This window comes from Breoghania sp. JC706 (assembly GCF_037026715.1).
Taxonomy (GTDB): Bacteria; Pseudomonadota; Alphaproteobacteria; order Rhizobiales; family Stappiaceae; genus Breoghania.
Map to the genome: position 1 here is coordinate 334,925 of NZ_JBANCG010000006.1, position 23,636 is coordinate 358,560.

Annotated in this window: 23 protein-coding genes and 1 pseudogene; 10 read left to right on the plus strand and 14 right to left on the minus strand. The window is 65.5% G+C overall.

Annotated features, from left to right (window positions below; genetic code table 11):
* Positions 1–56 precede the first annotated feature (56 nt).
* The 6 genes and pseudogenes from V2L18_RS14655 to V2L18_RS14680 all read right to left on the minus strand — a co-directional run.
* A complete protein-coding gene (locus V2L18_RS14655) occupies positions 57–1,280 on the minus strand; it encodes an ATP-binding protein (RefSeq protein WP_336179002.1) in 1,224 nt (407 codons plus the stop codon).
* Between the two features lie 500 nt (positions 1,281–1,780).
* A complete protein-coding gene (locus tag V2L18_RS14660; protein ID WP_336179003.1) occupies positions 1,781–2,212 on the minus strand; it encodes a response regulator in 432 nt (143 codons plus the stop codon).
* A 181-nt stretch (positions 2,213–2,393) separates the two neighbouring features.
* On the minus strand, positions 2,394–3,155 hold the full coding sequence (locus V2L18_RS14665; RefSeq protein WP_336179004.1) for an ABC transporter permease: 762 nt from the start codon (positions 3,153–3,155) through the stop codon (positions 2,394–2,396).
* On the minus strand, positions 3,152–4,078 hold the full coding sequence (locus V2L18_RS14670; RefSeq protein ID WP_336179005.1) for an ABC transporter ATP-binding protein: 927 nt from the start codon (positions 4,076–4,078) through the stop codon (positions 3,152–3,154). Before V2L18_RS14670 ends, V2L18_RS14665 begins: the two co-directional genes overlap by 4 nt.
* 147 nt (positions 4,079–4,225) lie before the next feature.
* Entirely contained in the window at positions 4,226–4,786 is a 561-nt protein-coding gene (gene rsmD / locus V2L18_RS14675; protein WP_336179006.1) for a 16S rRNA (guanine(966)-N(2))-methyltransferase RsmD, read from the minus strand.
* Between the two features lie 396 nt (positions 4,787–5,182).
* Positions 5,183–6,004, minus strand: a pseudogene (locus V2L18_RS14680) (pseudouridine synthase); the annotation flags it as partial.
* Between the two features lie 134 nt (positions 6,005–6,138).
* Between V2L18_RS14680 and V2L18_RS14685 the strand changes: the two are divergent.
* Positions 6,139–6,588 (plus strand): nucleoside deaminase, encoded by a 450-nt coding sequence (locus V2L18_RS14685; protein ID WP_336179007.1) that lies wholly within the window; start codon positions 6,139–6,141, stop codon positions 6,586–6,588.
* 28 nt (positions 6,589–6,616) lie between these two features.
* Here the strand turns inward: V2L18_RS14685 and V2L18_RS14690 are convergent, their stop codons facing one another.
* Together V2L18_RS14690 and ubiA are read right to left on the minus strand one after the other, a co-directional pair.
* Positions 6,617–6,976, minus strand: a complete 360-nt coding sequence (locus V2L18_RS14690) for an antibiotic biosynthesis monooxygenase (protein ID WP_336179008.1) — start codon at positions 6,974–6,976, stop codon at positions 6,617–6,619.
* A gap of 67 nt (positions 6,977–7,043) precedes the next feature.
* Positions 7,044–7,994, minus strand: a complete 951-nt coding sequence (gene ubiA, locus V2L18_RS14695; protein ID WP_336179009.1) for a 4-hydroxybenzoate octaprenyltransferase — start codon at positions 7,992–7,994, stop codon at positions 7,044–7,046.
* Positions 7,995–8,132: 138 nt separating this feature from the next.
* Here ubiA and purD point away from each other — a divergent pair, with 138 nt between their 5' ends.
* The 3 genes from purD to V2L18_RS14710 all read left to right on the plus strand — a co-directional run bounded on the left by purD (position 8,133) and on the right by V2L18_RS14710 (position 11,387).
* The gene (gene purD, locus V2L18_RS14700) at positions 8,133–9,410 is read left to right on the plus strand and encodes a phosphoribosylamine--glycine ligase (RefSeq protein WP_336179010.1); all 1,278 of its coding nucleotides are present in this window, start codon (positions 8,133–8,135) and stop codon (positions 9,408–9,410) included.
* 83 nt (positions 9,411–9,493) lie between these two features.
* Complete coding sequence (locus V2L18_RS14705; protein WP_336179011.1) at positions 9,494–10,393, plus strand: alpha/beta hydrolase; 900 nt, start codon at positions 9,494–9,496, stop codon at positions 10,391–10,393.
* Between the two features lie 154 nt (positions 10,394–10,547).
* On the plus strand, positions 10,548–11,387 hold the full coding sequence (locus V2L18_RS14710; protein ID WP_336179012.1) for a patatin-like phospholipase family protein: 840 nt from the start codon (positions 10,548–10,550) through the stop codon (positions 11,385–11,387).
* 54 nt (positions 11,388–11,441) lie between these two features.
* Here V2L18_RS14710 and V2L18_RS14715 read toward each other — a convergent pair whose 3' ends face one another.
* Complete coding sequence (locus V2L18_RS14715; RefSeq protein WP_336179013.1) at positions 11,442–12,029, minus strand: DUF6101 family protein; 588 nt, start codon at positions 12,027–12,029, stop codon at positions 11,442–11,444.
* Between the two features lie 353 nt (positions 12,030–12,382).
* Here V2L18_RS14715 and V2L18_RS14720 point away from each other — a divergent pair, with 353 nt between their 5' ends.
* From V2L18_RS14720 to lpxK, 6 genes are all read left to right on the plus strand, one after another.
* Complete coding sequence (locus V2L18_RS14720) at positions 12,383–13,726, plus strand: TldD/PmbA family protein (protein ID WP_336179014.1); 1,344 nt, start codon at positions 12,383–12,385, stop codon at positions 13,724–13,726.
* A complete protein-coding gene (locus V2L18_RS14725; RefSeq protein WP_336179015.1) occupies positions 13,713–14,522 on the plus strand; it encodes a 3'(2'),5'-bisphosphate nucleotidase CysQ in 810 nt (269 codons plus the stop codon). The genes V2L18_RS14720 and V2L18_RS14725 overlap by 14 nt, the downstream gene beginning before the upstream one ends.
* Positions 14,523–14,621: 99 nt before the next feature.
* On the plus strand, positions 14,622–14,864 hold the full coding sequence (locus tag V2L18_RS14730; RefSeq protein WP_336179016.1) for a DUF4170 domain-containing protein: 243 nt from the start codon (positions 14,622–14,624) through the stop codon (positions 14,862–14,864).
* Between the two features lie 361 nt (positions 14,865–15,225).
* On the plus strand, positions 15,226–15,924 hold the full coding sequence (locus tag V2L18_RS14735) for a lysophospholipid acyltransferase family protein (RefSeq protein ID WP_336179017.1): 699 nt from the start codon (positions 15,226–15,228) through the stop codon (positions 15,922–15,924).
* Positions 15,917–17,200 carry a 3-deoxy-D-manno-octulosonic acid transferase gene (locus tag V2L18_RS14740; protein ID WP_336179018.1) on the plus strand — a complete coding sequence of 428 codons (1,284 nt, stop codon included), beginning with the start codon at positions 15,917–15,919 and terminating at the stop codon, positions 17,198–17,200. Before V2L18_RS14735 ends, V2L18_RS14740 begins: the two co-directional genes overlap by 8 nt.
* Before the next feature lie 49 nt (positions 17,201–17,249).
* A complete protein-coding gene (gene lpxK / locus V2L18_RS14745) occupies positions 17,250–18,272 on the plus strand; it encodes a tetraacyldisaccharide 4'-kinase (RefSeq protein WP_336179019.1) in 1,023 nt (340 codons plus the stop codon).
* A gap of 40 nt (positions 18,273–18,312) precedes the next feature.
* Here lpxK and V2L18_RS14750 read toward each other — a convergent pair whose 3' ends face one another.
* The 5 genes from V2L18_RS14750 to V2L18_RS14770 form a co-directional block, all read right to left on the minus strand.
* Positions 18,313–18,522, minus strand: coding sequence for a DUF2093 domain-containing protein (locus tag V2L18_RS14750; RefSeq protein ID WP_336179020.1), 210 nt, complete (start codon positions 18,520–18,522; stop codon positions 18,313–18,315).
* A 309-nt stretch (positions 18,523–18,831) separates the two neighbouring features.
* On the minus strand, positions 18,832–20,604 hold the full coding sequence (locus V2L18_RS14755) for a monovalent cation:proton antiporter-2 (CPA2) family protein (RefSeq protein WP_336179021.1): 1,773 nt from the start codon (positions 20,602–20,604) through the stop codon (positions 18,832–18,834).
* Positions 20,605–20,789: 185 nt separating this feature from the next.
* Positions 20,790–21,461: an HAD-IA family hydrolase gene (locus V2L18_RS14760; protein WP_336179022.1), complete on the minus strand. Its 672-nt coding sequence runs from the start codon at positions 21,459–21,461 to the stop codon at positions 20,790–20,792.
* 18 nt (positions 21,462–21,479) lie between these two features.
* On the minus strand, positions 21,480–22,901 hold the full coding sequence (gene tldD, locus V2L18_RS14765; RefSeq protein ID WP_336179023.1) for a metalloprotease TldD: 1,422 nt from the start codon (positions 22,899–22,901) through the stop codon (positions 21,480–21,482).
* A 67-nt stretch (positions 22,902–22,968) separates the two neighbouring features.
* Positions 22,969–23,577 carry a LysE family translocator gene (locus tag V2L18_RS14770; protein ID WP_336179024.1) on the minus strand — a complete coding sequence of 203 codons (609 nt, stop codon included), beginning with the start codon at positions 23,575–23,577 and terminating at the stop codon, positions 22,969–22,971.
* Between the last annotated feature and the right edge of the window lie 59 nt (positions 23,578–23,636).

Sequence of the window (23,636 nt, forward strand, 5' to 3'; positions counted from 1 at the left end):
TCTTTTGGTCTCTGCCGATCGTTGGGCTGAAATAGGCCGTGCGACCGGCTGGGGGCTCACGCCTTGCCGATGATGTCCTTCCGCGGGATGAAGAGGGTGAAGCGCGTACCGACCTCGGGCTCGGTGTCGACGTCGATCTTCCAGTTCATGCTCTGGACGGCGCGCGCGACGATCGCAAGGCCGATCCCGGTTCCGTCCGCCACGTCGCGCCCGTGCAGCCGGGTGAAGGGCTCGAAAATCCTCGACTTCAGTTCCGGGTCGAAGCCGAGACCGTTGTCGGCCACGGTGATCGTCCGTCCCTCGGGGCTCGACTGCGATGTTACCCGTATCGCCGGGCTTCGGCTCTGCGGCACGTATTTGACCGCGTTGCCGATGATGTTCTGAAAGATCTGGCGCACCAGTAGCGGGTCCGCATGTGCGGTCAGTCCCTCAACCTCGATGTCGAGCGTGCCGGCGCGCGCCGCGATCTGTTGCTCGAAAAGCTCCGCCACTTCCTGCACCGCGGCCACCATGTCCAAAGGCGTCCGGGCGGGTTCGTACTGGCTCATCTTGGAAAAGCGCAGAAGGTCGCCCACCATCGTGCGGGCGCGCGCGGACATTGCCTGCAGGCGCTGCGAGGTGCGCAGCGTTTCCTCCCTGTCGTCCTTCGCGACGGCCTGTTCCAGAACGTCAGTGTAGACCGCGATCTTGCGCAACGGTTCCTGCAGGTCGTGCGAGGCGATGTGGGCGAAGCGGCGCAGGCTTTCGTTGGCTTGCTCCAGTTCGCCGGCCTTGGCCTCCATTTCCTGGGCACGGGCCTTCATGTGCTCGCGCAACTGGTCCTGCAGCCGGATCAGATCGCGATTGGTGCGGCTGTGGCGTTCCACCTCGTCGACGAGCTGGAGGTTCGCTTCGCGCAGCATTGCGGGACTGGGCAGTTGCAGCGCCCGCGGAATGACGAAATAGAGGGCGACGACAGTTGCCATGGAGATGAGGGCGTTCAGCGCCTTCACCAGTCCTTCCAGTCCGTAGATGGGGTCCCACAGGGTGATCATCGCGAGCAGATGGGTTGCCCCGCAGGCGAGAATGAAGGCTGCGAACAGGCTGAAGATGCCCTTGTGGGCCAGGTCCCTGCGCTTCTTCACGAAGTAGACCATGCCAACGGGAATCAGAACGTAACTGAGGAATGTCAGTCCGTCGGACAGCGCGTGCAGGGCGATCAGGTCACCGCGCCAGGTAAGGCAGTAGCCATGCGCCATGAACGATGTGGTCTGGAAGAAATTCTCCAAGTTGCCAAGCATGACCGCGGCTCCTCCTCCGCCGGTCTCCGTCCGCCGTATCGCGACACTGCATCCCCCGCACGACCTGCACGATGTTCGGCACGCCATGACATGCTGCGTGAGGTGATCCGTATTGCGGCCGGATCACGGTTTGTCCGGGGATGACGGCCCGAAGACAGAAAGTGGTCAGAGCATGCACGGTGAGCCCGATCGGCAATGCTGTTGCCGCCCGAGCCGCAAACGTGTCCGCTCATATTCCGATGATGGGAGTGTATCCGCGCAAACGGCCGCGTGTCGATAAGGGGAGATTCCAAAGTCCCGCCGTCTGAGGCAATGGACACGAGGGTTCACAAACCTGATGCCTGTTGCGCTCAGGATTGTTCAGGATTTTTCAGGACCGCGACAGGCGCCTGGCATCGTTTGCGACCCGATTTGCTGCCGACGCTTTCGCAAGCGCCACCGCACCTGTCGGCCGGCGTTGCCCTCATTCCGCCTGAGAACCCGCTTGGGGCAGGCGATCGTCAGCTTATGTTCAGCAGGCGGGAGACGAGATCCGACATTTCCTGCAAGCTGTTCGGCTTGACGCACACGGACTTCGCACCCCGCGCCAGAGCCGCCTGATGGGTGTCGGGATCAGACGCGGTGGTGATCACGACGACCTCGACCTTGTCGAGGATCTCCTGCGCCATGCAATATTGCAGCACATCCAGCCCATTGACGCCCGGCATGTTGAGATCGAGAAAGATCTTGTCGGGCAGGGCATTGTCCATGAGACCACGATCAATTTCCCCGAGCGCCTCCGAACCGGACAGGATGAAGGTAAGGTCAAGATTGACCCGCGCAGATTCCTGTAACCTGACGAGTGCTTTCTTCATCAGATAGATGTCATCTTCATCGTCATCGACGATCATGACCTTGTTTTGATCAATAAATTCTTTTTTTGCGGGTAGCATATCCGAGCTATCCCCCCGTATTCCGCGACAAAAAACACATTCCATGTCGCGGCGGATTTCTCATGTGATTTTGATACAAAGAAGATCGCATCTTTCTTTCAATATTGAATAAAGTGAACCTAACGTCAACAAAGAAAATACTATAATTTCAATCGAAAAAAATAACAATGTTGTTTTTTATCTATGCTTTAAGGCGCCAGCCGGTGTGAAAGATCCACCAGATTGCGGTCAGGCAGATCGCGAGGAATACGCCAGTCATGGTAAGCGAGATCCAGACCGAGACGTCGGCCACCCCGTAGAAGCTCCAGCGGAAGCCGGACACCAGATACACGACCGGATTGAACAGCGTCGCGGTGCGCCAGAAGGGCGGCAGCATGTCGATGGAATAGAAGCTGCCGCCGAGAAAGGTGAGTGGCGTCACGATCAGAAGCGGCACGAGCTGCAGCTTCTCGAAGTTGTCGGCCCAGATGCCGATGATGAAGCCGAAGAGCGAGAACGTCACGGCGGTCAGGACCAGGAAGGTGAGCATGACGAAGGGGTGCTCGATCCTGAGCGGAACGAACAGGCTAGCCGTCGCCAGGATGATCAGCCCCAGCATGATCGACTTGGTTGCAGCTGCTCCCACATAGGCGATCACCACCTCGACAAACGAGACGGGGGCCGACAGCACCTCGTAGATGGTGCCGACGAACTTCGGGAAATAGATGCCGAAGGCGGCGTTGGTCAGGCTCTGGGTCAGCAGCGAGAGCATGATCAGGCCCGGCACGATGAAGGCGCCGTAGGAGACGCCGTTGATCTCGTCGATACGCGAACCGATCGCCGCGCCGAAGACGACGAAGTACAGCGATGTGGAGATGACCGGCGAGACGACGCTTTGCAGCAGCGTGCGGAAGGCGCGGGCCATCTCATAGGTGTAGATCGCGCGCACGGCGTAAAAGTTCATTGCTGATCCCTCACCAGATTGACGAAGATCTCCTCCAGCGAACTCTGGCTGGTGTCGAGATCCTTGAAGCGGATGCCGTTTTGCGACAGGTCGGCGAGAAGTCCAGTGATGCCGGTGCGCTCGCCCTGGCTGTCATAGGTGTAGACGAGTTCGCATCCGTCTTCCTCCAGTTCCAGACCGCGGCCGGTGAGAGCTTCCGGTAGCGCGGCGAGCGGTTCGGCCAGCGTGAGGCGGAGCTGCTTGCGGCCGAGCTTGCGCATCAGCTCGTTCTTGTCCTCCACCAGCATCAGTTCGCCCTTGCTGATGATGCCGACCCGGTCGGCCATCTCCTCGGCTTCCTCGATGTAGTGGGTGGTCAGGATGATGGTCACGCCACCGTCACGTAGCTCGCGCACCACGTTCCACATGTCGCGCCTGAGCTCCACGTCGACGCCAGCCGTCGGCTCGTCGAGGAACAGGATCTCCGGCTCGTGCGCAAGCGCCTTGGCGATCAGCACGCGCCGCTTCATGCCGCCCGACAGCGTCATCACCTTGGAATTGCGCTTGTCGTAGAGGCTGAGTGCCTTCAGCACCTTCTCGATATGGGCCGGGTTCTTCGGCTTGCCGAAGAGCCCGCGCGAGAAGCTTACCGTCGCCCACACGGTCTCGAAGGCATCGGTGGTGAGCTCCTGCGGCACCAGCCCGATCATCGAACGCGCCGTACGGTAATCGCGGATGACGTCGTGTCCGGCGGCGACGACCGTGCCGCCGGTCGGGTTGACCAGGCCGCAGATGATGGAGATCAGCGTCGTCTTGCCGGCGCCGTTGGGACCGAGAAGCGCGAAAATCTCGCCCTTCGCGATTTCGAGGTCGACCGACTTCAGCGCCGTGAAGCCGCTGTCATAGACCTTGGAAAGCCCGGAAATCTTAAGGATCGGAACCATGGATGCCTTGGGTGGGGTCGGGAATGTGCGGGCACGGGGCGCTCAATCGGGGTGTCCAGTCGGATTACCCCGTGTCGTCAGGGCACATTTGGGGTTGTCGTTTCGAAAGGCAAGGACCGGCCCGACAATTCTGGAACAACGGGTCCGTTATTCGCTGGCAAGGCGCAGGAACAGGACCTTGCTGTCGCCGGCCGCGCGTTCGTCGAGCGGCGTAAATCCGGACGGGGTCTCCACAACCGCGTCGGCGGCCTCCTCCAGCACGCACAAGGCGCCGGGCTTCAGCCATCCGCCGGCCTTCGCGCTTGCCAGCGCCTTCTCGCCCAGCCCCTTGCGATAGGGAGGATCGAGAAAGACGAGATCGAACGGCTCGATCGTGCCGGCATCGCCGAGCCTGGTCGCGTCGCGACGGAAGATCTTGGTGACGCCGGTCAGCCCCATCGTCTCCACGTTGCGCCGGATAAGGCCGCGCGGCTCCACCGCATCCTCGATGAACACACAGGCCCGCGCCCCGCGGCTCAGCGCTTCCAGCCCGAGCGCGCCGGTGCCGGCGAAGAGATCGAGCACGCGGGCGTCGACCACGGCGTCATCGTGGCCGTGGGCGAGAATGTTGAAGATGGTCTCGCGCAGCCGGTCGGACGTTGGGCGTGTGCCCTCGCCCTTGGGCGTTGCGAGATGGGTGCCGCGAAAGCGGCCCGAAACGATGCGCATGGGACGTCGGCCTTACGATTTCGGCGGCCGCGAACGCGGTCCCCGGCTTCCCGGTTTCGGGCTTCCCGCCCCACGCGATCCGGTGCCCTTGCCGGCAGATCCCTCGCGTGCCGGCCCCCTTCCGGTCGGTCCGCGTCCGCCAGTGCCACCGGGCCGCGCATTTGCAGGAAGCCGGCTGCCGGCCCCTTGCCCCTTCGCAGACGCCGCCGTTTCGGTTTCAGGTTTCGAGCGGAGAGCGGGCTTCGTTCCGGCTGCCTTGTGCTTCGGATGGGCCTTGGCGTGCGCCTGCTCGCCCTGTTTGGCGCTGATCCAGCCGGGCTCGGTCTTGCGCGGCTTGCCGCCGGCCTTCTTCGCGGTCTTCGCGCCGGCGGCCTGTTTCTTCTGGTCCTGTGCGCGCTGGTTGACCGGCGCTTCGAAGTCGGCGCCTGCCTCGCGCGCGAGCTTGTCGCCGAGCTGGTCGCGCAGCACGCGTCCGCGGATCTCGCGCACCGTGCCTTCCGGCAAGTCAGCGAGCTGGAAGGGGCCGAAGGAAATGCGGATGAGGCGGTTCACCGAGAGCCCGAGATGTTCCAGAACGCGCTTGACCTCGCGGTTCTTGCCCTCGCGCAGGCCCAGCGTCAGCCACATGTTGGAGCCCTGCTCGCGGTCGACCTCGGCCTCGATCGCGCCGTAGAAGACGCCGTCGATGGCGATGCCATTCTTCAGCGCGTCGAGATCCGCCTGGGTCACCTTGCCGTGGGCGCGCACGCGGTAGCGGCGCAGCCAGCCTGTTGCGGGAAGTTCCAGAACGCGGGCAAGCCCGCCGTCGTTGGTCAGCAGCAGCAGGCCTTCGGTGTTGATGTCGAGCCGGCCGACGGAAATGACGCGCGGCAGATCCTTCGGCAGCCGCTGGAAAACGGTCGGCCGGCCTTCCGGATCGCGCGATGTGGTGACGAAGCCCTTGGGCTTGTTGAAGAGCCACAACCGCGTGCGCTCGCGCGTCGGCAGGGCCTTGCCGTCCACCATCACAGTGTCCCGCGCGGTCACGGTGACGGCGGGGGTGGTGAGGGTGCGTCCGTTGAGTTCGACGCGGCCGGCGGCGATCCAGCCTTCCGCCTCGCGCCGCGAGCAAAGCCCTGCGCGCGCCATCACCTTGGCGATGCGCTCGCCCTTGTCCGCGTCCGGGTCGGCATCGGTATCCTTGTCCGCAGCCGTCGATTTCGATGTGTCTTTCACCATGGTGCGGGTGATAGCAGAGGTCGCGCGCGGCGGAAACGAAATAGCGCTCGCGTGAGGGAAAATGCGGGGAGATACGGGAAAGGGCAAAATTCCCCGTCTTCTAAAATTGGCCGCTTGCCGCTAGCGTGCCGGCCATGACGAGATCCTCTTCCTTCATGGACGCCGCGTTCGCGCAGGCGGAAGCGGCGGCAGCGCGCGGCGAGGTGCCCGTAGGGGCGGTGATCGTGCGCGATGGCGAAATTCTCGCGGCGGCGGGCAATCGGACGCTTTCCGACAACGATCCTACCGCGCATGCCGAGGTTCTCGTCATTCGCGAGGCTGCGGCAAGGCTGAGTTCGCAGCGGCTCGGCGACTGCGATCTCTACGTGACGCTGGAGCCTTGCGCCATGTGCGCGGCCGCGATCTCGTTCGCCCGCATCAGGCGGCTTTATTTCGGTGCTGGCGATCCCAAGGGCGGGGCCGTGGAGCACGGCCCGCGCTTTTTCGCGCAGGCCACCTGCCACCACGCGCCGGAGGTCTATTCCGGCATCGGAGAGAAGCAGGCGGCAGATCTGCTGAAGGGATTTTTTCGCGACAGGCGGTGAGAGCGGGTCTGAATTCGCGCCCGTGTGTCTAGCGCGCGAAGCCGCCGATCTCGCTCAGAAACGTCGCGTTAAGGCGTTTGAGCGCGGCGCTGGCTTCCTCGTTCGGCGTGCCGTAGACGGTCATGCGCGTCGGCCGGGCGAGTTCCATGAAGCGGGCTGCGAACTTCGTGCCGAAATTGTTGAGATGCGTCATCGTGGCCGCTGAGTCGGCATAGCGTTCGGAGATATGGACGCTCGTCTCCGCCTCGTCGATGTACCACTCGTAGATGAGCGCGCCCGGCTCGTCGGCCCTGGTCGCCTCCACCATCTCGCGCATCAGCGCCTTGAAGTCCTCCGCCGCGCCGTCCTTCAGCGCCAGTTCCAGCATCCAGTGAACGTGCTCGCTCATGTTCGTCTCCCCCCCGAGCTGCATTGGCCGAACCGTGTTGGCCGATCCGCAAGTATTGGCACAAATCTCAGAAATTGGCGATCAGTCCGTCCAGCACGAAGCCGATGAAGATGATCCAGCCATAGATGCGGTTGGAGCGGAAGAGCTTGAGGCACTGGTCGTTGTCGTCGATGTCGAGAACGATGATCTGCCAGATGAAATGGACGGCACCGACAGCGAGGCCGAGGAAGGCGAGAGGACCGGCGTCGGCGAGCGTCGCCGCCAGCACGAAGAAGCCCGTCGCGCCGAGGTAAAGGACGGAAACGGCGGTCTCCGTCCAGCCGCCGAACAGGCGCGCAGTGGATTTAACCCCGATCAGCGCGTCGTCTTCCTTGTCCTGATGGGCGTAGATCGTGTCGTAGCCGATGGTCCATAGGATCCCGCCGGCATAAAGCGCCACCGGCGCCCAGGAGAGATGTCCGAAGACAGCGCTCCAGCCCACCAGCGCGCCCCAGTTGAAGGCAAGGCCCAGGACGGATTGCGGCCAGTAGGTGATCCGCTTCATGAATGGATAGACCGCCACCACGAAGAGCGAGCACAGGCCCAGCACGATGGTGTAGGTGTTGAATTGCAGCAGCACCACAAGGCCGGCCAGCGCCTGCAGGACCATGAAGACGACGGCCTGCACCGTGGACACCTGACCGGAGGGGATGGGGCGCGAGCGCGTGCGCTCGACCATGCCGTCGTAGTTGCGGTCGACGATGTCGTTGTAGGTGCAGCCGGCCCCGCGCATGGCGATCGCGCCGATCATGAAAAGCACGAGGTGCCAGATGTTCGGCAACATGTATCCGGCGGCTTCCGCCGCCAGCGCCGCCGACCACCAGCACGGCCACATCAGCAGCCACCAGCCGATCGGCCGGTCCCAGCGCGCAAGCCGTGCATAGGGCTTGAGCCAATCGGGGGCGAACCGGTCGACCCAGTTGCCGGAAACGGCGTCTGCGACGGCTTCCGTCACCGCGCCGGGAAATTGCATCTTCATGTCGATACCGCGCTGGGGGTGGCTGCTTGCTCCCTGAGTTCGCGCGGAACGGAGCCAAGGTCAAGAGCGGAACGGATTTGCCTGCGCGCGCCGGCATGCTAGACCCCGGCGACGACCTTCATCCGCGACGGGATCACCATGAACGTTCTTCTCATTGGCTCCGGCGGGCGCGAACACGCGCTGGCCTGGGCGCTCGCCAAATCGCCGCTGATCGAGGCGCTTTACGCCGCTCCGGGGAATGCCGGCATCGACCGCGTGGCGACAAGCGCCGGCCTCGATGTCGCCGATCATGCGGCTGTCGTGGCATTCTGTCGGGAAAAGGCGATCGACCTCGTCGTTGTCGGCCCCGAGGCGCCGCTGGTGGCGGGCCTTGCCGACGATCTGGTCGCGGCCGGCATCAGGGTCTTCGGACCGAGCACGGCTGCCGCCCGGCTTGAGGGCTCCAAGGGCTTCACCAAGGATCTCTGCGCGAAATACGGCATTCCGACCGGCGCCTACGGTCGCTTCACCGATGCGGCGAGCGCGGCGGCCTATGTACGCGACAAGGGCGCGCCCATCGTCGTCAAGGCGGACGGGCTGGCCGCCGGCAAGGGCGTCGTCGTCGCGATGACCGAAGAACAGGCGCTCGACGCGGTTGCGGCCTGCTTTGAGGGCAGCTTCGGAGACGCGGGCGCCGAAGTGGTGATCGAGGCGTTCCTCGACGGCGAGGAGGCGAGCTTCTTCGCGATCTGCGATGGCAAGACCGCACTGCCGCTTGCCACCGCGCAGGACCATAAGCGCGTCTTCGACGGCGACGAGGGCCCCAACACCGGCGGTATGGGCGCCTATTCGCCCGCTCCCGTCATGAGCGACGCGCTCGTCGCCCGTACCATGGCCGAGATCATCGAGCCGACCCTGCGCGGCATGGCCGACATGGGCTGTCCCTTCACCGGCATCCTCTATGCCGGGCTGATGATCACCAAGGATGGTCCCGAACTGATCGAATACAATGTCCGCTTCGGCGATCCGGAATGCCAGGCGCTGATGATGCGGCTTGAAAGCGATCTGCTGGAGCTTCTTCTGGCCGCCGCGGACGGCAAGCTCGAAGGCAAGTCCGTGTCGTGGCGCAACGAAAGCGCGCTCTGCGTCGTGGTCGCGGCGAAGGGCTATCCGGGATCTTACGAGAAAGGCACGGAAATCCGCGGGCTCGATGCGGCGGCGTCCGATCCGGCGGTGGAGATCTTCCATGCCGGCACGAAGGCCGATGGTGACCGGATCCTCGCCAACGGCGGCCGGGTGCTCGGCGTCACCGCGCTGGGGACGACGGTTGCCGAGGCGCAAAAGCGGGCCTACCGCGCGGTCGATGCGATCGACTGGCCGGAAGGCTTTTGCCGGCGCGATATCGGCTGGCGCGCGGTGGAGCGCGAACGCGGCTGAGCGTGCGCGTGTCGCCACCAATGCCGTATTGCAAGAACTGCCGGTAGCGGTCATCCTCGCGGCGAACCTGCGAGGATGATCCGATGGTCGACCTGCCCGAACTCTTTCCCGGTTTCGAGACCCGCAAGGTGGAGGGCGATGGCGCGACGCTGCACGTGCGCATCGGCGGGGAGGGGCCGCCGCTGGTGCTGTTGCACGGCTATCCCGAATGCGGCGTCATGTGGCACAAGCTGGCGCCGGACCTCTCCCGGCATTTCACCTGCATCATCCCCGATCTTCGCGGCTATGGCCAAAGTTCGGTGCCGAAGTCAGAGAAGGGGGCCGCCTATGCCAAGCGCGCCATGGGCAACGATATCGTCGCGATGATGACGCGACTCGGCCACCAGACCTTCGCGCTCGCCGGCCACGATCGCGGCGCCCGGGTCGCCTATCGCCTGGGGCTCGATCATCCCGACCGGCTGTCGCGTCTCGCCGTGCTCGATATCCTGCCGACCCTCGAATACTGGCGGCAGATGGACAAGACGTTCGCGCTGAAGATGTATCACTGGATGTTCCTGGCCCAGCCGATGCCGCTGCCGGAAAACCTCATCGCGCGCGCCAGCACCTTCTACCTGGAACACACGCTGGCGAGCTGGACCGGCAACGGCAATCTCTCCGTCTTCGACAAGCGGGCGCTGGAGCACTATCGCGCGTTCTTCTCCGACCCCGAACGCATCCACGCGGCATGCGAGGACTATCGCGCCGGTGCCGGCATCGACATGGATCTCGACACCGCCGACCGCGCCGCCGGCAAGACAATCGACCTGCCGCTCCTGGTGTTGTGGGGCGGACGCGGCCTGTCACCGGACAAGAACCCGCTCGACATATGGCGCGAGTGGGCGCCGGAGGCCGAAGGCCAGCCAATCGACGGCGGCCATTTCCTGCCCGAGGAGAACCCGGACGCCACGCTCGCCGCCCTGCTGGCCTTTTTCGCACCTTCGTGAAACGGACGGCGGCAGTAACGCGTTGGTTCCTGCAGGCGGTTGCCACATCGGCCAACCGCTCCCACATCACGAGAGCCTGTCCTCCAGGCTGCCGGGCAGGCGGCGGATCACATCATCCCGTCGCTTGCATTCTTTGCGAAGGAACACGCGTCTCATGACTTCACCGCGTATCGGACTTGCGCTCGGCGGCGGAGGCGCGCGCGGGCTGGCGCATATCCCCGTGCTCGAAGCGCTGGACGAGATGGGCATCGTACCGGCGGCCATCGCGGGCACGTCCATCGGTTCAATCATCGGTGCCGGTTATTGCGGCGGGCTTTCAGGGGCAGAAATTCGTGAGATCGCAACCGGTATCTTCCGAAAGCGCGCCGATGCGCTGGGTCGCCTGTGGCAGCTGCGTCCGCGCCGCTTTGCCGACCTTTTCGCCGGCAGCGGCCTGGCGCAGTTCGACGCTACCCGGGTGCTTGAGGTCTTCGCGGGTTCTTCGATCCCGCGCGATTTCGCCGATCTCCGGATCCCGCTGACGGTGGTCGCGACCGATTTCTACGAATGCCGCCAGGTGGCGATCCGCTCCGGCGATCTGCACCAGGCGGTCGCCGCCTCCATCGCCATTCCGGTCGTGTTCAAGCCGGTGACCTTCCGGGAGCGGGTGATGATCGACGGCGGCGTCGTCAACCCGTTGCCCTTCGACACCCTGCCGCAGGGGCTCGATATCGTCATCGCGGTGGATGTCGTGGGCTCGCCGATCCCGCGCAAGGGGCGCAGCCTGCCGTCCGCCAGCGATTCGATCTTCGGCTCGACGCAGATCCTGATGCAGACGATTACGGCGGAAAAACTGAAGACGCAGGCACCCGACATCCTCATCCGGCCGGATATCGATGCTTTTCGCGTGCTGAATTTTCTGAAGGCGGAGGAAATATTGCGCGTCTGCGAGCCGGTGAAAGTGGAAGTCCGGCACAAGCTGGAAATCCTGCTCGACAAGATGGCGAACGCCTGAGGCGTGCGCATTCCGGCCCGGCATTGCAGAACGCTTCCCGATTGAATGAACGGGTCAGCGCCGTGCGATGATCTCGCGCTCGCCGACGTGAACCGGCATCATGCCGGCGATGCCGGCCTTGCGGCGCACGAGAAACCGGGGACGGCGCCCACGCAGGACAGAAGAGCGCCGTCGAGGCCCCGGTCGGCCGACCGAGATCCGGTTGGGGGAGCCCGCTACCTCGCTGAGCGTGCCGTCCGGTTCGATCATCAGAAGCGGCAGGGCCAGCCGGCGGGCCCAGGCCTGCCAGTCGGCGACCACGTCATCGAGGTCGCTCGCTTCCATCAACACCAGCGACAACGAGGGTTCCGCGTGCAACAGCTCCAGCGTCACCTCGATCGCACCTGCGACATCCGCCGGCCGCACGCGGGCCGCGACGCCGCGAAAGTCGCGAAGCTTGAGGAAGATCTGGTTGCGCCGGCCGTTGTGGCGACGCGTGACGATGACGGTGTTGCGGTCCAGGTGGATATCCGCCCCCGCCAGCCCACCTTCACTTTCGGCCAGGCCGACAGTGAAGGTGGAAGGCAGCGCGAGGGGATCCAGACGCGCGCACGTCTCCTGTTCCGCGGGAGCGAGCCCGCAGGTTGCTGTTTGACGCCTCAATTTGCCTCTCCCGTGGCCGGCTCTGTTTTTTTATGGCCGGCTTCCCGTTTGACGTGATCGACAATAGGCGGCGGCGGTTCGAACCTGCTTAAGAAACCTGGTTAAATTTTCCTGATTTCAAAGAGGGTTAGGGAATGGTGAGCGGGTCGTTCAGGTTCCGTTTACATCCGCGCCGCAATGCGTTTGCCCGGCAGGACCTTGCCCGGACCCGGCATGAGGCATAGACATGGCGCGCTGCTGAGGATGCTGGAGGCGGCCGCACGGGAAAGCCGCTCCTAGCCACCCTATATACTGCGCACACACGAACCCGGACCGGTGCCGAATGCGGGCCGTTCGGGAGTGAAAGGATTGAGATGACACTCACCGTCGATCAGCAGGATCTCGAAGCGCGCGCCGCCCGTCTGGTGGAGGCCGCCCGCACCGCCGGCGCCGATGCCGCCGATGCGGTCGCGATCACCGGTCAGTCGCTTTCCGTTTCCGTGCGCGCGGGCAAGGTGGAGGAAACCGAACGCTCGGAATCCGATGGCTTCAGCCTGCGCGTCTTCGTCGGTCGCCGCGTGGCCAGCGTCTCCGCCAATGCGTTCGACGATCTCGCAGGCCTTGCCGAACGGGCCGTCGCCATGGCCCGCATTGCGCCGGAAGACCCTTATGCCGGTCTTGCCGATGCCGACCGTCTGGCCCGCTCCCTGCCGTCGCTCGATCTTCTCGACGCGAGCGAGGTGAGCGCCGACGACCTGCGCGATGCGGCGCTTGCGGCGGAAGAGGCGGGGTTGGCGGTCTCCGGCGTTTCCAAGTCCGGTGGCGCCTCTGCCTCCGGCGGCGTCGGCGGCGTGGTGCTGGCGACCAGCACAGGCTTTTCCGGCTCCTATCTGGTGTCGCGTCATTCGCTGTCCATGACGGCGGTTGCCGGCGAGGGCACGGGAATGGAGCGCGATTACGATTTCGACTTCCGCACCCACCGGGCCGATCTCGACGATCCGGCGCAAATCGGCAGACGGGCGGGCGAGCGCGCGGTACGCCGGATCAATCCGCGCAAGGTCGACACACGCACCACGACCATCATCTACGAGCCGCGCGCAGCGCGTTCGCTGGTGGGGCATTTCGCCGGCGCGGTCAATGGCGCCGCGGTCGCGCGCAAGACGAGTTTCCTGCGCGACCGCATGGGCGAACGGGTCTTTGCCCCCGGCATCACGATCACCGACGATCCGCTGAAGCCGCGGGCCACGGGCTCCCGGCCCTTCGACGGCGAGGGCCTGCCGGTCGCCCCTCTTTCGATGATCGAGGACGGCGTTCTGAATGCCTGGTTCCTTGACGGTCCGACGGCGCGCGAACTCGGGCTTGAAACCAATGCGCGGGCCGCGCGCGCGGGCTCCGGCACCTCGCCCGGTCCCACCAATCTCTCGCTCCTTCCCGGCGACATGTCGCCCGAGGACATGACCCGCGAGATCGGCGAGGGGCTCTATGTCACCGACCTCATCGGCCACGGCGTCAACCCGGTCACCGGCGACTACAGCCGTGGCGTTTCGGGCTTCTGGATCGAGAACGGCGAACTAACCTATCCGGTGAGCGAGGTCACGGTGGCGGGCAATCTGAAGGACATGTTCGCGAGGCTGCGCCCTGCCAATGATCCGGACCTGAGATTCTCCACCAGCGCGCCGACGGTCGCTATCGAAGGATTGACCCTTGCCGGACGCTGACGCCTTTCCCGCGATGAACCCCGAACAGGACCTTGAACTGCTCGCGGAGGCCGCGCGCGAGGCCGGCCGTCTCGCCATGAGCTACTTCGGGCGCGATCCGAAGGTGTGGAACAAGGAGAACAATTCGCCGGTCACCGAGGCGGATCTGGCGGTCGACCATTATCTGGCCAGCGAACTGCGCGGCGCGCGGCCCGGTTATGGCTGGCTCTCCGAAGAGACCACGGACGACAAGACGCGGCTTTCACACGAGCGCCTGTTCGTGGTCGATCCGATCGACGGCACCCGCGCCTTCATCCATGGCGAGGCCGATTGGTCGGTGAGCGTCGCGGTCGTGGAAGCGGGCCGGCCGGTGGCGGCCGCGCTTTACGTGCCCGTCGCGGAAGATCTCTATCTTGCGACCGCAGGCAGTGGTGCGCGCCTCAACGGGACGACGATCGCGGTCAACGGGCGCTCGCAGCTGTCGGGCGCGCATGTGGCGGGGCCGCGGGCCCTTCGCGAGAGGACGGCGCTGCAGGACGCCGGCATCAACCAGGACGATCCGATCCGCTCGCTGGCACTGCGCATCGCGCTGGTCGCCGACGGTCGGCGCGATGCGGCTATCGCCACGGCGCGCTCGCATGACTGGGACCTTGCGGCAGCGGATCTTTTGGTGCAGGAAGCGGGCGGCCAGCTCACCGACCTCGACGGCCGCGCGCTGCGCTACAACCGCGCCGATGTCCGCCACCCCGCGTTGATCGCGACTTCCCCCTCCCTTCGCGACGCGTTGGGCGAGGTCGTGCGCAGCGTTCTTGGCTGAGGCGGCCTTTGCGCCCCCTCGCGCCCGATGTGGCAGGCAGGCTGTCAGGCCATTCAGGTCGACGATATTCAGTTTGAACGGATCAAGGCAGAACGGATCATGAGCGAACAGGAAAAGCCCTCCCAGTTGCTGCACCTCGTTTTCGGCGGCGAACTCACCGAGATCGACAAGGTCGAGTTCCGCGATCTCGACAAGCTGGACATCGTCGGCATCTATCCGAACTACGCCAAGGCCTACGACGTCTGGAAGGCCAAGGCGCAGGCCAGCGTCGACAACGCGCACATGCGTTATTTCATCGTCCATATGCACCGTCTGCTCGATCCGAAAGAGCCCGCGAAGTAAGCACCGGGTTCTTGACCGGCTTTGGCCGCGCCCGAAACGGAGGCGGACAGGAGGTCCCGGTGACCGACAGGGCGCGGTTTGTTGTCGTCCCGGCGGGTTCGCCTGGGCGGAACGTGCTCTAGGCTCTTGCCCGCGCGCGCCGGGGAGGCTATTGCCGGCCTCACCGAGACCATTGCGGGGCCCGGCGGCGCGCGTTTCATGTGCCGCCGCAATGCGAAATCCCCGAACTGACGAGAGGCGCCTGATCCTTGAAACGTCGTCCGATCGACCGCCTGTGCGCCGTTGTCGCCCGTGCGAACCGCGTGAGAACGATCGCGAGCGAACGAAGCGAGGGACGCAGACGCCGGAAACGGGCGGGAACATGCTGAAGGGCGTCGCACGCAATCCGGCTGTCCTGAATTTTGTCGGACGGATGTTGGCGCGCTATCTGCTGCTGGTGCGCAGGACCTCGCCGCTCGCCATCGAACCGGCGGACCTTTACGAGAGCGTGCTGCCGCAGGCGCCGCTCATCATCGCCATGTGGCACGGCCAGCATTTCATGATGCCCTTCGCCCGGCCCGACGGCCTGGACGTGCGGGTGATGATCTCGCGTTCGGCCGATGGCGAGGTGAACGCGGTCGCGGCCGAGCGGCTCGGCCTCGGCCTGATCCGTGCCTCCGGCTCGCAGAAGAGCCGCCAGATGCGCAAGCGCGGCGGCATGCGTGGCTTCTTCGAAGCGCTCACGGCGCTGGAGGACGGGGCGACCGTGGCGATGACCGCCGACGTGCCGAAAGGCCCGGCCCGCGTCGCCGGCGCGGGCATCGTGCAACTCGCCAAACACTCCGGCTGTCCGATCCTGCCCATGGCGATCGCCACCAGCCGGCACATCGATCTCGACACCTGGGACCACGCCACGATCAACCTGCCGTTCAGCCGGTTGGCGCTGGTTGGCGAAGAGCTCATTCGAGTGCCGAAGGATGCGGATGATGAGGCCCTGGAGGCTGCGCGGCTGAAGGTCGAGGAAGGGCTCGACGCGGCAACGGCGCGCGCCTACGCAATGACGGAAAAGGGCAATGGCTGAAACGCGCAGCGCGCTGCTTCGGGCCTACCGGGTCGCCGGCCGTCTCGCCGTGCCCGGATTGAGCCTGCTGCATGCCCGTCGCGTGAAGCATGGCAAGGAGGATCCCGCACGCCGGGGTGAGCGCTTCGGCCATGCAGGTCTGGTACCGCGACCGGGCGCCCATGTCTGGGTGCATGCGGCAAGCGTGGGAGAGACCAACGCCGTTCTGCCGCTGATCGAATGGATCGTCTCGCGTGGCTTCAACGTGGTGCTCACGACCGGCACCGTAACATCCGCGCGCCTCGCCGTTGAGCGGCTGCCGGAAGGGGCCGTACACCAGTTCGTGCCCTATGACGTTGCGCCACTGGTTGCCCGTTTCCTGAATACGTGGCGGCCGAAACTGGCGATCATGGTGGAATCGGAAATCTGGCCGGCGACATTCAGCGAACTTGCGTCCCGGCATATTCCTACTGTCGTCGTCAATGGCCGCATGTCGGAGCGCTCCGGCCGCGGTTGGGCGCGTTTCGGGGCAGGCGCGCGTTCGGTATTCAGCTGCATCACGCTGTGCCTGGCCCAGTCGCAGGCGGACGCAGAGCGCTTCGCGTCGCTCGGCGTGCGCGACGTGCGCTCGACCGGTAATCTGAAATTCGACGTGCCGCCGCTGCCGCATGACAAGAAGGCGCTCGAAGCGCTTGCCGCCGTGATCGGCGACCGGCCGGTCTGGATCGCCGCCAGCACGCACCCGGGCGAAGAGGCGATGCTGGCCGATATCCATCGCGTGTTGCGTGCGAAGCGGGAAGATCTTCTGCTGATCTCAGTGCCCCGGCATCCCGAGCGCGGACCGGAGGTCGCCGACACATTCGCGCGCGCCGGGCACGATGTGAGCCTGCGGTCGCGCGGCGAGCTCGTCCGTCGCGGCTCCAACGTCTATGTGGCCGACACGATTGGTGAACTGGGGCTATTTTATCGGCTTGCGTCCATCGCCTTCATCGGCGGCTCGCTCGTCCCCCATGGCGGGCAGAACCCGATCGAGCCCGCCCAGATCGGCTGCGCGATCGTGTCCGGCTCCAATGTCCGCAATTTCTCCGGCATCTACCGCTCGCTGGGCGAGGCCGGAGGGGCGCGCATCGTCCGCGATGCGAGCGGACTTCAGGCGGAACTGGCGCGGCTTCTTGACGATCCGGCCGAAGTGGCGCGCCTTGCGGCGGCAGCGACAGGCTGTGCGCAGTCCGGCCAGGGCGCGCTGGCTGCGGTGAAGACGGTGCTCGAAACGGGACTCGGCAAGCTGCTAGATTAGCAGGCCCCGCAGGCAGGGCCGGCGCGGCGGATGGACAAGGATGGGGCACGTGCAGCGGTCGGCACCTGATTTCTGGTGGCAGCAACGCATCGGGTTGAAGGCGCTCGCACTGGCGCCTGTCGCCTTTGTCTATGGCCGCATCGCCCGCAGGCGCATGCGCCAGCCCGCCCGTGATCGGGTTTCGGTGCCTGTCATCGTCGTCGGCAATTTCGTTGCCGGCGGCGCGGGCAAGACGCCGACCACCATCGTGCTGGCGAAGCTCCTGCTGGACGAGGGACACAGGCCCTTCATTCTCACGCGCGGATATGGCGGCAGCCTGGAAGGCCCGGTCCGGGTCGATCCCGACACGCATCTGGCGGGAGAGGTCGGTGACGAGGCGCTGCTTCTGGCGGATGCCGCGCCCACCATCGTTTCCGCCGATCGCGGCGCCGGCGCACGGATGGCGGTTGAGGCGGGCGCCGACGTCGTCCTGATGGACGATGGTTTTCAGAACCCTGCCCTTTTTCGCGATTTCGCCTTCGTGGTTGCGGAAGGGGCCGTGGGCGTTGGCAACGCCATGACCATCCCGGCGGGGCCCCTCCGGGTGCCCTTGCGCGACCAGATGGTGAAGGCGAACGCGCTCATCATCATCGGCCCCGGCGAGGGTGGGGCGCGGCTGGTGCGCCAGGCGGCGCGGCGCGGGTTGACCGTTCTGCGCGCGGATCTGAAGCCGCGGCCCAACCCTGAGGTTTCCGGCCGGCGCGTTCTGGCTTTTGCAGGCATCGGCCGGCCGCAGAAATTTTTCGATACGCTGGAGGAATTCGGCGCGGAAATCGTCGAGCACCGGGCATTCCCCGACCACCACGTCCTGACGCGTCAGGAGGTGCAGGAAATCCTGACCACGGCGGAGGAGAAGGGGCTCGTCCCTGTCACCACCACGAAGGACATGCGGCGTCTGGAGGGGGGGGATCAGGAACTCATGCGCTGGCTCGCCGGCGCGGCCCGGGTGGTCGAGGTCGATCTCGTCTTCCGCGACCCACGCCGCGTCATGGAACTGCTGCGCAGGGTGATCCGCGACCATCCCTTCCACTGACGCAAAGCACGCAAAATGGTTTGCGGGAGGCCCGCGACGCCTATTCCGGCCGCATGCGGCTCATGGCGGCCGCGGCGTCGATATAGGCTTCCTGGTGCTCCGCGCTCCAGTATTTCAGCTCGTCGAGCGGGATCGTCTGACCGGTGACAGCGCAACGCACGTAGTTGCCGGGCGATAGGATCTGGAAATCGCCGTCGAGATACCGGATGCGGGCTTCGCCGCCGGAGCGGGGGGATTCGTAGCGGTTCATGTGGTTCGCGCCTGTTGCAGCGGAAAGGGCCTTGCGCCGCCTGAGGGCGGTAAGAAAGGCCTGTGTTCGTCTCAAGGAACGGGAGCGCACCATCTTGCATACCTGCAGAAAGCGGGTCTGCGGCAAGCGAGCCGCTCCCTCTTGGCCGCGAAGATAGTCGCCTATAACCGTCTTTGCCAGCGTTGGAGTGCCGGTTTTGCCGGCGAAATGTCCGCGTCCGGGAAAAACGCTTCGTTCCGGTCTTTCCGGGCAGGGCGCGACGTCGCGCAAAACAAGCCGCCGGCCCCGATCGTTGGGCGCCCTTCACCCTCAAGCGCTTTCGCTGTGCTGTTCCTTGCGCGGCGTGCGCGCATGCAGGATGTCCGTGCCGGCGAAGAGACCGCCGGTGAGCTGCAACTGCAGCCGGTCGAAATCGCGCTGGCGCACGTCTTCCTCTATCGCCGAAATGCGGTCGGCCGGGATGGAGAGTGCCGCCAGTGCGGCCCGGCCGAAGACGATGCCGGATTCGAACGTCTCGCGGATGTGGAAATCGACGCCCATCTTGGTCAGGTCGATCGCATGGGCCTGGTCCGTCGCCCGGCAGTAGAGGCGCGCCTGCGGGAAATTCTCGCGGATGCACTCGATCGCCTTGTGCATGATGTCGTCGCGCTCCACGCACAGCGCCACGACGGCGGCCTGATCGGCTCCGGCCGAGCGCAGCACGTCGGCGCGGGTTATGTCGCCGTAGTAGACCTTGTAGCCGAGCTTGCGGGCGTAGTTGATGCGGTCGGCGTTGCGGTCCATGGCAGTGATCGAGATGCCCTCGGCGGCGAGCATCTGCGCCGCGACCATGCCGAATCGGCCGAAGCCGCAGATCAGCACGCTGGCCTTCGCTTCCTCGAAACTCTCCACGATCTCCGGCGCCACGCCGCGCGCGCGCAGGCGCTCCGCGATCCGGTCGTAGGCCGCGCACACGATCGGGGTCATCATCATCGAAAGGATGACGACGGCGATGAGGCCGGACTTGTCGTCGGCATTCATAAGCCGGAGCGTATAGGCGGAGGAGAACAGCACGAAGGCGAATTCGCCGCCCTGCGGCAGGGTGGTCGCGATGCGCAGCGCATCGGTGTTGGATGAACCGAAGATACGCGACAACGCCCAGAGAACCAGCCCCTTGACGCTCATCACCGCTGCGACGCCGGCCAGAATGATCGGCCATGAGGAAAACACGACGTCGAGGGCGAAGGTCATCCCCACCGCCATGAAGAACAGGCCCATGAGCAGCGAGCGGAAAGGCTCGATATCGGCTTCCAGCGTGTGGCGGAACGAGGATTCGGCGAGCAGCACGCCGGCGATGAAGGCGCCCAGCGCCATGGACAGGCCGGCCAGGTGCAGCACGGTCGCGCTGCCGAGCGCCACCAGAAGTGCCGCGATCAGCATGACCTCGCGCGCGCCCCAGTGGGTGAGGAAGGAGAAGAGGGGATTGAGGCCGTAGCGCCCGACCAGAAGCACGCTGCCGATGGCGGCCAAGGCGATCCCCGCCTCCTGCCACACGGGCATGGAAGGCTCGCTCGTTCCCGGCGCCAGCAGCGAAACGCCGGCCAGAAGCGGCACGATGGCGATGTCCTGCAACAGCAGGATGGCGAAGGCGCGCTGGCCGTACGTCGTCTGCAACTGGCCGCGCTCCTGAAGCAGCTGCAGGGCAAAGGCGGTGGAGGACAGCGCCATGCCAAACCCGGCGACGGCGGCGACGCGCCACGAATCGGCGATTGTCATGATGAGCGCGGTCAGAACCAGTCCGGTCAGCAGCACCTGCGCGACGCCGAGCCCGAATATGTCCCTGCGCATGCGCCACAGCCGGGCCGGATTGAGCTCCAGCCCGATCAGGAACAGCAGCAGCACCACGCCAAGCTCGGAGACCTGAAGAATACTCTCCGGATTGCGGAAGAGCCCGAGCCCGTGCGGCCCGATCAGGATGCCTGCGCCGAGATAGCCGAGGACGGCGCCGAGCCCGAGACGTTTTGCCAGGGGGACGGCAACGACGGCAGTTGCGAGCAGGACGACGGATTCGAGCAGAAACGGAGGCGCGGCATCAGTGGCCATGGGCGGCTTTCAAGTGTGACCGACAAGGGAGATGTCCCTATGGTAACAGACTAATCCCCCTGCAAAACGTTGCTGCCCAGATTTATTTTCATGGCCGCCGTTCGGGGAGTTTCAAGCATTCGCATGCAGTGCCGTAGCGGCATTCTGGTTGGCGATCGCCGCGCCACGGCCCCGGAATGAGAAGGCTATCCGCAGGGCCGAGGCGCGCGGCCGGGCGCGGGCAGGGCGCGTCCCTTTCCGGTGAAGGCTTGCAGGCGCCTCAGGTGTGTCTCCAGCACGATCGCGTTGACGAAGAGGAGCCCGGTCAGCCCCGCGCGTTTCGCGCCGTCGATGTTCCTGCGGGAATCATCGACCATTGCCGTACGCTCCGGCGCATGGCCGTGACGCGCGCAGATCTTCCGGTAAAGGACTGGGTCCGGCTTGCGTGCGCCGAATTCGGCCGAGACATGGGCCGATGCGCCGAACAGGGCGAGCGCTTCCGGCGCGCAGTCGGCGAGCGTTTCCTTCAGTAGGATCGGGTTGTTCGTCAGCATGGCGATATCGACATGACGCTTCAGCCGGCGCGCCAGTTCGAAGACGCGGGGCTTCACGCTCATCATGTCGCGCCGGATCCCGGCCCAGGTCTGCCGGTCGACTTTGTGGCCCAGCCTTTCGCTGAAACCCGCAAGATAGGCGTCGCCGGTTGCCGGATCGCCGGCTTCCGCCCGGGCTTCGAAATCGGATCTGAAAATCGCATCGTCAATCTCGCGGGGCGTGCGCCCGCTCAACGCGGAAAGCGCCCGGAGCCGGGCGCCGGCATGCTTGTCATAGAGCACGCCATCCATGTCGAAGACGACGAAGGTGATCCGATCCGCCATCCGTCGCCTCCATAGGCTTCAGGCGGCGGTGCCGCCCACCGTCAGCGCGTTGATCCGCATGGTCGGCTGCCCGACGCCCACCGGCACGCCCTGACCCTGCTTGCCGCAGGTGCCGATGCCGGGATCGAGCGCCATGTCGTTGCCGATCATCGGCACGCGGGTGAGCGCGTCCGGTCCGTTGCCGATCAGCATCGCGCCTTTTACCGGCGCGCCGATCTTGCCGTTCTCGATCTGGTAGGCCTCGGTGCAGGAGAACACGAACTTGCCGGAGGTGATATCCACCTGACCGCCGCCGAAGGAGACGGCGTAGATGCCGTTCTTCACCGAAGCGATGATTTCGGCCGGATCGTGCTCGCCCGCGCGCATGATGGTGTTGGTCATGCGCGGCATCGGTATGTGGGCAAACGATTGCCGCCGCCCGTTGCCGGTCGGCTTCATGCCCATGAGGCGGGCGTTCTGGCGGTCCTGCATGTAGCCGACGAGAATGCCGTCTTCGATCAGGACGGTTTCCGACGTCGGCGTGCCCTCATCGTCCACGGTCAGCGAACCGCGGCGGTTGGCGATGGTGCCGTCGTCGATGACGGTAACCCCCGGCGAGGCGACACGCTGGCCCATCAGGCCGGCGAAGGCGGAGGTCTTCTTGCGGTTGAAATCGCCTTCAAGTCCGTGGCCGACCGCCTCGTGCAGAAGAATGCCCGGCCAGCCGGAGCCCAGCACCACATCGAAGGTACCGGCCGGGGCCGGGATCGCATCGAGATTGACCAGCGCCTGGCGAAGCGCCTCGTCCACCGCATGCTTCCAGTTGGCCTCGGCAATGAACTCGCCGTAGGGCTGCCGTCCGCCGATGCCGTACGAGCCCGTTTCCTGCCGGTCGCCCTCGCCGGCGACGACGGAGACGTTGAAGCGCACCAGCGGACGGATGTCCTGGACCCGGTGACCATCGGCGCGCAGAATGTCGACCACCTGCCACGAGCCCGCCAGCGACACGCTTACCTGCCGCACCCGCGGATCCTTGTCGCGCGCATAGGCGTCGACGCGCTGGAGCAGCTGGACCTTTTCTTCAAAGCCCGGCGCTTCCAGCGGATTTTCGGCCCCGTAGAGCCTTGCGTTGGTGCCCGCTGGCGGCGCGGCATAAGTGCCGGTGTGGCCGGTCTTCACCGCCTGAACGGCATCTGCCGCCCGCTTAAGCGCGGCTTCGGAGATCTCGCCGGAATGGGCATAGCCAGCCGCCTCGCCGGCAACCGCCCGGAGGCCGAAGCCCTGAGACGTGTCGAAGCTTGCCGATTTCAGCCGTCCGTTGTCCCAGCCGAGGGCCTCCGACTGCGAATATTCGAGAAAGAGCTCGCCGTCATCGGCGTCGGCAAGCGCGTCGCCGGTAATGCGGAGCGCCGTCTCCAGTCCAACGCCGGAGCTTTCCAGAAGGTCGATGTCCGTGCTCATCTCTCGTTACTCCGAAAGGTCTGGGGGAGGTGGCAGGCATACGGGCCGGGCATGGATCGCAAGGCGTTCACGCTCGTCTCATGCCGGCGAGCCAGGCTGCGCCTGCCATCAATATGGTGCCGGTCGTGCGCCCCAGCCAGAGGCGGGCGCGTGGACGGGCGAACAGTTTGCGTCCGGCGCCTCCGGCAAAGGCGTAGAGGCAGTCGACCGACGTGACCATGACCAGGTAGGTCACGGCAAGCCCCGCGAATTGAGGGCCGGCCGGCAATGAGGCGTCGATGAACTGCGGCAGCAGCGCGGCGAAGAAGGCGACGGTCTTCGGGTTGGCGAGCCCCACGAGGAAACCGCGGCGCAGGTCCCGTCGCCCGGGTGCGACCTCTATGACGGGATCGCCCGCGTGGCGCCACGCCTGGAGGCCGAGCCAGGCGAGATAGGCGGCGCCGGCAAAGCGCAGGATGTCGAACGCAAGGGTATAGGCCGACACAAGCCAGGCAAGTCCGCTTGCCACCAGAACGAGCTGCGCGGCCTGGGCGGTGGTGGTTCCCGCTACGGTCAGCAACCCGGCGCGGGCTCCGTGGTGTGCCGATGTTGTGACGATCAGCGTGACGTTTGGCCCCGGAATGAGGGCAATGACGCCTGCTACGGCAAGAAAGGCGATATAGAGCTGGACGTTCATGTGGTCGAAGTCCCGGGCAAGCGCATCAGGAGGGCGCGGCCCCGTCTGGAGCCGTGTCG